Raw genomic sequence first — 11,873 nt, 5'->3', positions numbered from 1 at the left:
CGACGGCGGCGGAACTTACGCCGAGGAGCGGGCCGTCGTGACGTGCAGCGCGGCGCGCTGCGCCAGCTTCTGCTCACCGGGGTCGCAGCTGTCCTTGACCCTCAGGCTCAGGATCGCCACCAGGATGTAGAGCGCGCTGAACGCGATGGCCACCCCGCCGCCGCCGACCAGCGGGTAAAGGATCGTGACCACGACCGGGCCGACGAACGCCGCGCCACCGGCACCGAAGTTCAGGATCGCCAGGGCCGAACCCTTGTCCTTGGGCGAGACCATCGACGGCATCAGCGCCGACAGCGGGACGAACCCGGCCAGCAGGATGCCGTAGACGACGCCGAAGGTGGCGGTCACCGCGAAGCTCTGGGTGGACACCGCGGTGAAGTACCACAGCGGAGTCGCGACGGCGCAACCCACGCAGCCGAACCAGGTGATCGTGCGGCGCCAGCCGAAGCGGTCGCCGAACACGCCGAAGAACAGGTTCGCGGCGATGTTCGCGCCGTAGCTGATCGACGCGAGCGTGGCCAGTTGCGGGGCGGTCAGGAAGCCGCCGCCCGGGGTGGCCGGGCCGAGCACGAACGGGAACATCGCGAAGAAGCCGTACTGCGGCGCGGTGTTGACGATGCGGATCAGGCCACCGGCCAGGGTGCGGCGGTCGCGCCAGAGGATGTCCACGCCCTCGCCCAGCCGCTTGAGGCTGCGCGGATTGGAAACCGTCTCGTCGGCGATCGGCTTGAGGCCGTGCTCCTCGCGGACGGCGAAGCTACCGATGAGCACACCGATGGTGACCACCGCCAGCGACAGCACCAGCGTGCCGTGCTGGCTCAGGCCGAACACGCCGATGGAGACCGCGGCCAGCGCCGCGCCCAGGGTCGGCAGGCCGCCGGTGAAGGCGAACCAGAACCACCCGGCGACCGAACCGCGCATCTTGGTGGGGCTGGCGATCTGTGCCCACACCAGGAACGCGAACGCGAACAGCGGGTAGGCGAAGCCTCGGATGCCGTAGGTAGCCACGATGAGCGTCGCGTTGTGCGACGGCAGCGCCACGAACAGGAACAGCGCCTCGAACACCACCCACCAGGCGCCACCGAGCCACATGACCCGGCGCGGGCCCCAGATCGCGGAGAGCGTCCCGGAGAACCAAGCGGCAATCATGGCCGCGACGCCGTAGAGGGTGACCGTGGCGAACGCCGCGGTCGCGCCGGGCAGTCCGCCGCCCTCGGGTTGCTGCAGGTAGTCCGAGAGGAAGGTTGTCTCCACGCCGTCGCCGATCATGAAGATCAGGACGGCGATGAAGCCCCAGAACAGCTGCCTGGGGATACCGATGCGGTCGAGTGTGCTGGCCGGCCGCAACGGCTCGGCATCCGCAGAGGTCTGTTGGGACATCACTGTCTCCAAGGGATCGGAACTTCCCGGTGTGCGCGTCTATGACGCGCCCCCGGTCAACGGGTGCTGGCTATCATGCACCTTGTTCAGTTTAACGCGCAAGGCGTTAATTTTTTCGGCAATCTGATGTGAAGATCAACAATGAAACTGGCCGTCCGATGCCGCAGCTCCCGGGGGCTAGCTCGCGGCTAGCTCCTCGCGGCTAGCTCATCGGGGACAGGCGGACGTCGGTCTGCTCGCGCATCTCCTCGACCAGCGCCGCCTCCAGCTCTCCCGCCAGCAGCACGTGGTGGAAGGCGCGTACCGGGGCGAACTGGTGCAGCGCCGAGCGGCCCACCTTGCTGGCGTCCATCATCAGCACCTTGGTCGTCGCGCTGGCCAGCATCGCCCGCTTGACCAGCACGATCTCCTGCTCCTGGTGGTAGGTCAGCCGCGCGTTCATCGCCGAGGTGGACAGGAAAACGATGTCCACCGAAAAGGCGCTGATCATCTCCTGGCAGGGCAGGCCCAGGTAGGAGTCGTGGGTCCGGGAGTACTCGCCGCCCAGGCCGATCAGCCGGATGTCCGGCACGTCGCGCAGCGCCTCCTGCACCTGCCGGTAGTTGCTGACCACGGTCAGCGGGCCGACCTCGGGCAGCAGCCTGGCCAGCGCGAGCGCGGTGGTCGAGTCGTCCAGCATCACCGACATGCCCGGGTTGATGAACTGCAGGGCGTCCTTGGCCAGGGCTTCCTTCTCGGCGGTGTGGGTGTGCAGCCGGAAGTCCGAGCTGCTCTCGAACACCGTGGAGGGCTGGGCGGAGACCCCGCCGTGGTACTTGCGCAGCAGGCCCCGGGTGACCAGGTCGTCGAGGTCGCGGTGCACCGTCATCAGGCTGACGCCGGTCAGCTCGGACAGTTCCGCGGCGCTGGCGAACCCCTGCGTGACCACGTGGTCGATGATCTTCTGCTGTCGCAGGAGCCGGGCGGACTGCTTCTTCGGTGCGGACGCCATGCGGCCATCTTGCCCCGTGGCGCGCGGCACCTGCCGTGGGATACCGGCCATACGCCGAAGTATCACTCTGATGGTGACATTTAACGTCCAGCATGTTAATTTGATTGGCGTCAGTGTTTGGCGGGAGGTAAAGATGACCCAGTCCGAAGGGCCGAACGGCACCCACCGCGCGGTCGTGTTCGACATGGACGGCGTCCTGGTCGAAAGCGAACACCTGTGGGAGCGGATGTGGGCCAAGTTCGCCGCCGCCCGCGGCAAGACCTGGACCGTGGAGCAGACCCGGCAGGTGCAGGGCATGAGCGCCCCCGAGTGGTCGGCCTTCCTCGCCGACTTCAGCGCCACCAGCGACTCCGCGGCGGAAACCGAGCGGCTCGTGGTCGACGACATGATCGCCGCGCTCGACGGCGGTGAGATCGAGCTGCTGCCCGGCGCCGAGAAGATGGTCACCGAGGTCGCCGCGCGCGCCCCGATCGCGCTCGCCTCGTCCGCGCCTCGCCGCCTCATCGACGCGGTCCTGGGTCGCCACGGACTGACCAGGCACTTCTCGGCTACCGTCTCCAGCGCCGAGGTGCCCAAGGGGAAGCCGAGCCCCGACGTGTACCTGTCGGCCGCTGACAAGCTCGGCCAGCACCCGCAGCACTGCCTGGCTGTCGAGGACTCCAGCAACGGGTTGCGCGCCGCGGCCGCGGCGGGGATGACTGTGGTGGCCATCCCGAACTCCGACTACCCGCCGGCCGAGGACGCCCTGGCCAAGGCCAGCTACATCGCCACCGACCTGGACGACGTCCGGTCTCGACTGGTGAGCGGGCTGCCCGAGCCGGTCGTCAGCTGAGCAAGATTTCCAGAAAGTGGAGGGCTTGTCTCTTAAAGCCTGGCGGCGAATGCCGTCCGCGCCTTTGGAAGCGGCGTAGCCGCTTGCATTCACCTTGCCAAGACGACCATCGGCGGGTTCTGAGAGGTTTTCTGGCGAGGACGGCCCCTCCGCCGCGTATTGGACATACATCAGGAGGGGCACCCGCAGTCCAGGGAACCTCTCAGGTTCCGCTAAGCGACCACCCACCCAGACCATCCACCAACAGGCTCTTAAAGCGGCGGTAGCCGCTTGCGGTGTGGAACTCAGCTTGCACCGCCGCGGGTTCTCAGACTGGTCCCACCCCGGCGGGGTTCTTTGCGAGGGACAGCCCCGACGTGGCGTATTGGGCATACGCGATGTCGGGGATCCCGCAGTCGAGAAGGCTTCTGAGGTTCCGCCACCGGCACCGCTAAGCAAGCCAGCCCCGAGACAGCCTTCGTGAAAAGGGAGTTCTCATGAGCAGTGTTCTGGCCGCAGGTGATCACTTCGTCGCGCCCGAGGTGTTCGTCGACGCCCTGCGCCGCAGCGCCGGTTCGCACGACCTGCAGTTCAACACCCTGAAGCTGCCGTGGCCCGTCGAGCCGTTCGGGCCGGTCGGCAACGTCCACGAGGCCAGCGGCACCGAGCAGCAGCTGCTCGACGCGCTCGGCGGCGTGGAGATCGTCGCCACCCAGATGGCGCCGTTCACCGCGGAGGTGCTGGCCAACAGCCCGCAGCTGAAGTTCGTCGGCGTCTGCCGCGGCGGCCCGGTGAACGTGGACCTCGAGGCCGCCACCGACAACGGCGTGATCGTCAGCTACGCGCCCGGCCGCAACGCCGCCGCGGCCGCCGAGTTCGCCGTCGGGCTGATCCTCGCCGCGCTGCGCCGCATCCCTGGCTCGGACGCCGAGCTCAAGGCCGGCAACTGGCGCGGCGACTACTACGCCTACGAGAACGCCGGCATCGAGCTGGAGGGCTCGACCGCCGGCCTGGTCGGCTACGGCGCGATCGGCAAGATCGTGGCCCGGGTCCTGAAGGCCTTCGGCGCGCACGTGCTGGTGTCCGACCCGTTCGTGCAAGCCGAGGACGCCGCCCGCGACGGCGTCGAGCTCGTCGAGCTGGAGGCGCTGCTGCGCCGCAGCTCGGTCGTCAGCCTGCACGCGCGGCTGACCCCGGAGACCAAGAACCTGCTCAACGCCGACAACCTCAAGCTGCTGCCGGAAGGCGCGGTGCTGATCAACTCCGCCCGGGGCGGGCTGCTCGACTACGCGCCGCTGCCGGAGCTGCTGAACTCCGGCCACCTCGGCGCGCTGGCGGTGGATGTCTACGACATCGAGCCGCCGCCGCGCGACTGGCCGCTGTTCGGCGCGCCCAACGTCATCACCACCCCGCACCTGGCCGGGGCGACCCGCCAGACCGCGCACCGCGCCGCAGGCATCGTCGCCGGCGAGGTCGCCCGGTTCCTGGGCGGCGAGCGCCCCCGGTTCGTCGCCAACCCGGACGTGCTGGCCAAGTTCGAAGGCCTGCGGCCATGATCGTCGGGGTCGATGTCGGCACATCGGTGACCAAGGCGTCGCTGCTCAACCGCGACGGCACGGCGCTGGTCACGCACAGCAAGCGCAGCACGTTGAACCGGCTGCCGGGCGGGCGGGTCGAGCAGGACCTCGAAGAGGTCATCGGCTCGGTGATCCAGGTGGTGCGCGAGGTCGCCGCCGCGGCCGAGCAGGTCGGCGAGCCGATCGAGGCCCTGGCCATCACCGGCCAGGGCGACGGGCTGTGGCTGCGTGACCACCAGGGCCAGCAGGTCGGGCCGGCCATCTCCTGGCTGGACGCGCGCGCCGCTGACGTGCTGGACCGCTGGGCACAATCCGGTGTGCAGCGGCGGGTCTTCGGGCTCACCGGGTCGGGGATGTTCCCCGGCTCGGCCGGCCCGCTGCTGGCGCACCTGGCCGGGCACTCCCCGGAGCGGCTGGAGCGCGCCGCGGTCGCCGGGTACTGCGTCGACGCGATCGTGCAGCGCTTCACCGGCGAGATCACGGTCGACGCCTCCGACGCGTCGCTGCCGTTCCTGGACGTGCCGAGCCGCAGCTACTCGCAGGAAGCGCTGCAGGCCTGCGGCGTGGCCGAGTACCGCAGGCTGCTGGCCGAACCGGCCCCGCCGGACAAGCTGTTCGCGCTGGACAGTAAGAGCGCCAAGGAGCTGGGGCTGCCCGCCGGTCTGCCGGTGTCGGCCGGCCCGTTCGACCTGCCCGCCTGCGCGTTCGGCTCCGGCGTCAGCAACGTCGGCGACGGCAGCCTGGTGATCGGCACGACCCTGGGCTGCCAGGTGCTGCGCGACGAGGTCGCCATCGACCCGGACGGCGAGGTCGCGGGCATGTGGCTGGCGACGCCGCTGCCGCAGCGGTACCTGCGGGTGATGCCCGCGATGGTCGGCACCGCCAACCTGGACTGGGTGCTGAGCATGGTCGGCGCCCGCGTGGACCAGCTGGAAACGTTGCTGGGCAACAGCAAACCCGGTGCCGACGGGGTGTCGGCGCTGTCGTTCCTGTCCAGCTCCGGCGAGCGCGCGCCGTTCGTCGAACCGCACGCGCGCGGCCAGTTCACCGGGCTGTCGCTGGAAACCACGCAGTCCGACCTGGTGCGCGCCATGTGCGAGGCGGTGGCCTACGCGGCGCGGCACAACCTGGAAACCGCGGGCCTGACCGGTGAGGTCTCGGCGTGCGGCGGCGGTGCGCGATCGGCGGCGTGGAGCCAGATCTTCGCCGACGTGCTGGGCCGACCGCTGCACGTGCCTCACGAGGAAGGCGTGGGCGCGCGCGGCGCGGCGATGACCGCGTGGGACTCGCTGGGCGAGCCGGTGGACCGCGAGAAGTGGGCCGCGGCGCGGCGCACCGTGGTGCCGCACCCCAGCGCCGTGGAGTTCTACGAGCGCGGCTACCGCGAATACCTTGCATCGATCGAACGCGCCCGCCCGCTGTGGGGCGCGACCTCCTGACCCATCAAGACCTGGCGCTGAGGAGCAGCAGATGACGCGCTTGTACGACGACCCCGCATCGTTCACCGAGGACATGGTGACCGGTTTCGTGGCTGCGCACCCCGAACACGTCCGGCGGGTGCCGGGCGGGGTGGTGCGGGCGAAACGCGCGCGCAAGGACAAGGTCGCGGTGGTCACCGGCGGCGGGTCCGGGCACTACCCGGCCTTCTGCGGGGTGGTCGGGCCTGGCTTCGCCGACGGCTCGGTCATCGGCAACATCTTCACCTCGCCGTCGGCCGACGACGCCTATTCGGTGGGCCTCGCGGCCGACCGGGGTGCGGGGGTGGTGTTCTCGTTCGGCAACTACGCCGGCGACAACATGAACTTCGGGCTGGCGGTGGAACGCCTGGAACGCGACGGGGTCCGCGCGCACAACGTCGTGGTGACCGACGACGTGGCCAGCGCCCCGGCGGCGGAGCAGACCAAGCGCCGCGGCGTGGTCGGCGACTTCGTGGTCTTCAAGGTCGCCTCGGCAGCGGCCGAGGAGGGCTATTCCTTCGACGAGGTGGTGCGGGTCGCCGAGCACGCCAACGCGCGCACCCGCAGCCTCGGCGTGGCCTTCGGCGGCTGCACGCTGCCGGGCCAGGACCAGCCGCTGTTCGAGGTGCCGGAAGGCCGGATGGGCCTCGGGCTGGGCATCCACGGCGAGCCGGGCGTCTCCGAAGGCGACCTGCCGTCGGCGTCGGAGCTGGCGAAGATCCTGGTCGACGGCCTGCTCGCGGAGGCCCCGGAAACGGGTGGGGAGAAGCCGCGGGTGACGGCGATCCTCAACGGGCTGGGCGCCACCAAGTACGAGGAACTGTTCGTGGTCTGGGGCACCGTGTCCCGGCTGCTGGCCGAGGCCGGCCTGGAGGTCGTCGCGCCCGAGGTGGGTGAGCTGGTGACCAGCCTCGACATGGCAGGTTGCTCGCTGACGCTGACCTGGCTGGACCCGGAACTGGAGCGGCTGTGGCAGGCCCCGGCCGACACTCCCGCCTACCGCAAGGGAAATGTCGCACTGGCCGGGACGGAAGAGTCCGAAGAGGACGATGAACTGCCGGCGGCGCCCGAGAAGGTGACCGTGGTGGCCCCGCCGGAAGGCCAGGCGACCGCCGCGGTCGTGGCGAAGGCCCTGCACGCGGTGGCGGATCTGTTGCACGACAAGGAAGAAGAACTCGGGCGCCTCGACGCGATCGCGGGCGACGGCGACCACGGCCGCGGCATGACGCGCGGCAGCGCGGCCGCGGTGGCGGCCGCCGACGAGGCCGCGGCGCAGGGCGTCGGCCCGGCGGCGGTGCTGGTCGCAGCCGGTGACGCGTGGGCAGCCAAGGCCGGGGGCACCTCGGGCGTGCTGTGGGGCGCGGCGCTGCGGTCGTTCGGCGACCTGCTGCCCGACCACCGCGCGGCGATGGCCAACGACCTGACGGCGGGTGCTTCGGCTGCGCTCGCGGCGGTGCAGCGGCTCGGTCGAGCGGAGCTCGGCGACAAGACGCTGGTCGACGCGCTGGTTCCGTTCGTGGAGGAACTGCGCCGCGCCGTCGAGGAGGGTGCAACGGGCACCGAGGCCTGGCAGCAGGCCGCGAAGGCGGCGACGAAGGCCGCCGAGCAGACCGCGGAGCTGCGGCCCCGCACCGGCCGCGCCCGGCCGCTGGCCGAGCGCAGCGTCGGAACCCCGGACCCGGGTGCGACGTCGCTGGCGCTCGCGCTCAACCGGGTCGGGGCCGTGCTCGCCGGGAACTGAAGGGCTCGCCGGCGCGCGGCGGGGGGAAGGATGAGGCGAATTGACTTCTCTCCTCCCTGAAGGAAGGAGATTCAGTCCTCGCGGACTGAGTTTCCTGCTTCAACGACCGCAGCGTCCCCACCGTGGCGGTTCGGTCTCACACGATCTCACTCAGGCGTTCGGACCGGGGTGGTCCGGGTTCCCGCTCGACCAGCGGTACCCACGTACTTGCTCGGGTGTTCCCACTTGCGTGGGGGTGGTAGGTCTCACCTACCGAAATCAAGACTATCAGCGGTCGCTACGCGACCGACACGCGAGATCTGTTCCTCCCCATCCTGAAGGACGGGGCATCCGCAGATTGGAGATCAGGTGATTGAGAAGGCGCCGTTGCGCATCGTGGTCGGCTCCGACGACGCGGGACTGCAGTACAAGGAAGCGCTGAAGAAGGACCTGGAGAACGACCCCCGGGTGGCCAGCGTGGCGGACGTCGGCGTTGGCTCCGACGAGCACACCGCCTACCCGCACGTGGCCGTCAACGCCGCGCGCCTGGTCGCCGGAGGCGAAGCGGACCGCGCGCTGCTGGTGTGCGGCACCGGGCTCGGCGTGGCGATCAGCGCGAACAAGGTACCGGGCATCCGGGCCGTAACCGCGCACGACAGCTACTCGGTGGAGCGGTCGGTGCTCAGCAACAACGCCCAGGTGCTGTGCATCGGCCAGCGCGTGGTCGGCCTGGAGTTGGCGCGCAAGCTGGCGTCGGAGTGGCTGGGCTACCGGTTCGACGAGTCTTCGCCGTCGGCCCGGAAGGTTGCCGCGATCAACGGCTACGAGTCGGTGCCGGACGCATCCGGCGCCACGTGTTGAACGAGGGATGAAGTGAGCAGTTCGCGACTGGCCGAGCAGCGGCGCGAGGTCATCGAGATCGCCCGGCGGATGACGGCGGACCGGCTGGTGGTCGGCACCTCCGGCAACGTGTCGGTCCGCTGCGGCGACCTGGTGGCGGTGACGCCGTCGGGCGTCGACTACGACAAGCTGGCGGTGGACGACATCCCGCTGGTGGACCTCACCGGCAACGTGGTCGAGGGCGATCTCAAGCCCACGTCCGAACTGCCGATGCACCTCACCGCCTACCGGAAGCACGACGCCGGGGCAGTGGTGCACACGCACTCGCTGCACGCCACCGCGTTGTCGTTGCTGCGCAACGATGTTCCCGCGGTGCATTACCAGCTCGCGGACTTCGGCGGCACGGTGCGCGTGGCGGAGTACGCAACCTTCGGCAGCGCCCAGCTGGCCGAGACGATGTCCGACGCCCTGGCGGGACGCGCCGGATGCATCCTGCGCAACCACGGGACGATCACCATCGGAGCCGACCTGTCTCAGGCCTACAACCGGGCGCGGCAGCTCGAGTGGCTGTGCGAGCTCTGGCTGACCGCGACCCGGGCAGGTTCCCCGAGCCTGCTCAGCGACGAGGAACTGGCCCGCTGCGCGGAACTGTTCGCGGGCTACGGCCAGCAATAGCCGCCCGCCGGGTCCCGTGGTGCGGGAGGCCCCCGGAGGTATTCGCGGTGTTGGGCGGGTAGCGCTCTGCCGCCTGGTCGTGGTGTGCGTTTGAAGTCCCGCGGTGGGATGAACATGGGGCGCCCGTCGCGCATCGCGATGTTCCAGCGCTGACTGTGCAGAGCGCGGTGGTGATGCCCGAAAAGCATCACCATGTTCGGCAATTCGGTCGCCCCACCGTCGATCCAGGTAATCGACGTGGGACCGCCTTGGGGTGTGATGTTCGCCCGTTAACCCCGCTGTCATCCCAGGTCAAGCGCCCGCAATACGGCGCGGGAAACATGGTGGCATGACTTCCGGACAGCATCGTCACAGGCGCGAGGATTGGACCCGCGAACTCATCGAGCTGGCCGCGCTGCTCCTGGCGGCGGGGACGGCGAACGTGTTCGTCACCGGGGTGCAGAGCCAGGCCGGCGGAACGCTGGCGCTGCTGTCCATCGGTGCCGTTCTGCTGGTAGCGAGTGCCGCGAGGTGGTGGCGGCATCGCCGGCGCCCGTCCGCCCAGACCACTGCGCCGGCCGCAGTGCCGATCCCAGAAGTGGTGAACGTGCAGCAGACGCTGTGGCGGCTGCGCGCGTCGGTGACCGACACGCCGGGCCGGTTGGCGCGCCTGGCCGGTGGCCTGAGTGCGCTCGGCGCGGACATCCGGACCATGCAGGTCCACCCCGTGGCCGATGGCGTGGTGGACGAGGTTCTGCTGCATGTGCCGACGCGGGTGAGCAGGCGGGAGCTGATCGCCGCCGTCGAGACCGCCGGTGGTTGCGAGGTGACCGCGGAGCGGGCGGATGTCCGCGAGCTCGACGACGTGCCGACCCGGACCGCGAACCTGGCGATCGACCTGGTCAACGGCCGCACCGACCTGTTCCGGGCGCTGCGCGCGCTGCTGGGGCAGGTCGCGGTGCACTGGCGGGAAGCGCCCGAGCCGCCGCTGGAGGTCGGTTCGTTCACCGGCGGCGCGATGTGCCTGGCGGACCCCGGCGGCGGGGTGCTGGTTCTGGAGCGGCCCGGCGGTTCCTTCACACCGGCGGAGTTCGCGCGGGCGCGGGCCGTGGTGGACCTGGCCGAGAGCTGCCGCGCGCGGGTGCGGCCGGTGCTGGACGTCGCGCGCACCGCGAGCGGCGCGGAGTTGACGGTCCGGCTCGCGGACCGGGCGGACGTGGAACTGGTTTCGGCTTTCCACGAGCGCTGCTCCAGCGCGGCCCGCTACCGACTCTGCTTCAGCCCCGGACCGACGCTGGGGGAGCGCCGCTTGCAGCGGCTGCTCACCCCTGCCCTGGGGCGATCGCTGCTGGCGCTGGCGCCGGACGGGGAGGTGGTAGGCATGGGGAACCTGATGTACGACGGGGATTCCGGGGAGCTGGCCCTGCTGGTCCGCGACGACTGGCAGCGGCAGGGCGTCGGGACCGCCTTGGCGCGCAAGCTGGTCGAGCAGGCCGAGGCACTGGGGATCGGCACGCTGACCGCGCACACCGACGTCGACAACACTGCGATCGCGCGGACGCTGCGCGGCGCCGGGCTGCGACTGGTCGGCGCGCCGGAGCCGGGCGAGTGGAGCTGGTCGCGGGAGCTGCGACCGGAGGCCGGCTCCGCGGTGACGTAGCCTTCGGCGTGGTCGTGGCCAGTGTCGCCGGTTTCCCGGTCGGCACCGCGGCACTCGCGGCGGTGCGGACCGGGAACCTGAGGGCGGTCAGCCCACGTGCGCGGCGGGGGGCAGGTCGGCCGCGGCACCCTTGGGCCACTGGGCCGGTTCCGGGCCGAGCTCGACCAGTTGGCGGACCTGCAGCGCGCACCATGCGGACACCTCGGTCTCGTCCGCGAGGACGTCCGCGCTGAATTCCTTCCAGTCCACCCAGCGAGTTGCGGCGACCTCGTCAGGGTTGGGCTGCGGGGTGTTCTCGGTGAAGGCGACGAAAACCGGGCACTTCTCGTTCTCCACCACGCCGTTGGGCATCGTGGCGCGGTACTGGAAGCCGGGCAGTACCAGCTCCAGGCCGCGCACGGTGAGCCCGAGCTCCTCGCCGAGCCGCCGGGTGATCGCCGCCTTCATGTCCTCTTTGGGCGCCGGGTGGCCGCAGCAGGTGTTGGTCCACACGCTCGGGAAGGTGCGCTTGTGGTGCGCTCGCTGGGTCAGCAGGAACTCGCCCCGGCCGTTGAACACGTAGCAGGAGAAGGCCAGGTGCAGCGGTGTGTCCTGGTGGTGCACGATCGCCTTGTCCTCGACCCCGATCGCTTGACCGGATTCGTCGAGCAGAACTACCTGTTCCACAGCCGTACCTCCAGGGCTTGACTCGGTGTGCCGGACCGCGCACCAGGCGGGGACGTTACGACAAACCAGGCGGTTCCCGCCACCTGATCTCGATCATCGACGTGGCCGGGCGAACAC

Annotated in this window: 10 protein-coding genes; 7 read left to right on the top strand and 3 right to left on the bottom strand. The window is 70.4% G+C overall.

Going from position 1 to position 11,873, the window contains the following annotated elements; all coding sequences use genetic code 11:
* Positions 1-15 precede the first annotated feature (15 nt).
* Complete coding sequence (locus ACRXBZ_RS06790) at positions 16-1,380, bottom strand: MFS transporter (protein ID WP_433878306.1); 1,365 nt, start codon at positions 1,378-1,380, stop codon at positions 16-18.
* A gap of 202 nt (positions 1,381-1,582) precedes the next feature.
* Positions 1,583-2,371, bottom strand: coding sequence for a DeoR/GlpR family DNA-binding transcription regulator (locus ACRXBZ_RS06785; RefSeq protein WP_433878305.1), 789 nt, complete (start codon positions 2,369-2,371; stop codon positions 1,583-1,585).
* Between the two features lie 133 nt (positions 2,372-2,504).
* Between ACRXBZ_RS06785 and ACRXBZ_RS06780 the strand changes: the two genes are divergently transcribed.
* The 7 genes from ACRXBZ_RS06780 to ACRXBZ_RS06750 all read left to right on the top strand — a co-directional run bounded on the left by ACRXBZ_RS06780 (position 2,505) and on the right by ACRXBZ_RS06750 (position 11,090).
* Positions 2,505-3,203, top strand: coding sequence for an HAD family hydrolase (locus tag ACRXBZ_RS06780; protein ID WP_433878304.1), 699 nt, complete (start codon positions 2,505-2,507; stop codon positions 3,201-3,203).
* 476 nt (positions 3,204-3,679) lie between these two features.
* On the top strand, positions 3,680-4,738 hold the full coding sequence (locus ACRXBZ_RS06775) for a 2-hydroxyacid dehydrogenase (protein WP_433878303.1): 1,059 nt from the start codon (positions 3,680-3,682) through the stop codon (positions 4,736-4,738).
* Complete coding sequence (locus ACRXBZ_RS06770; protein WP_433878302.1) at positions 4,735-6,198, top strand: FGGY family carbohydrate kinase; 1,464 nt, start codon at positions 4,735-4,737, stop codon at positions 6,196-6,198. Before ACRXBZ_RS06775 ends, ACRXBZ_RS06770 begins: the two co-directional genes overlap by 4 nt.
* A 31-nt stretch (positions 6,199-6,229) precedes the next feature.
* Positions 6,230-7,957 (top strand): dihydroxyacetone kinase family protein, encoded by a 1,728-nt coding sequence (locus tag ACRXBZ_RS06765; RefSeq protein WP_433878301.1) that lies wholly within the window; start codon positions 6,230-6,232, stop codon positions 7,955-7,957.
* Between the two features lie 348 nt (positions 7,958-8,305).
* A complete protein-coding gene (locus ACRXBZ_RS06760) occupies positions 8,306-8,797 on the top strand; it encodes a ribose-5-phosphate isomerase (protein WP_433878300.1) in 492 nt (163 codons plus the stop codon).
* 12 nt (positions 8,798-8,809) lie between these two features.
* Complete coding sequence (locus ACRXBZ_RS06755; protein ID WP_433878299.1) at positions 8,810-9,451, top strand: class II aldolase/adducin family protein; 642 nt, start codon at positions 8,810-8,812, stop codon at positions 9,449-9,451.
* Between the two features lie 328 nt (positions 9,452-9,779).
* Complete coding sequence (locus ACRXBZ_RS06750; RefSeq protein ID WP_433878298.1) at positions 9,780-11,090, top strand: GNAT family N-acetyltransferase; 1,311 nt, start codon at positions 9,780-9,782, stop codon at positions 11,088-11,090.
* 87 nt (positions 11,091-11,177) lie between these two features.
* Here the strand turns inward: ACRXBZ_RS06750 and idi are convergent, their stop codons facing one another.
* Positions 11,178-11,756, bottom strand: coding sequence for an isopentenyl-diphosphate Delta-isomerase (gene idi, locus ACRXBZ_RS06745; protein WP_433878297.1), 579 nt, complete (start codon positions 11,754-11,756; stop codon positions 11,178-11,180).
* Positions 11,757-11,873: the final 117 nt, after the last annotated feature.

Origin of the sequence: Saccharopolyspora hattusasensis, from assembly GCF_050972075.1 — a bacterium.
Taxonomy (GTDB): domain Bacteria; phylum Actinomycetota; class Actinomycetes; order Mycobacteriales; family Pseudonocardiaceae; genus Saccharopolyspora; species Saccharopolyspora hattusasensis.
The sequence above is the reverse complement of the archived record's forward strand: the minus strand, read 5'-3'. Positions and strand labels throughout refer to the sequence as shown.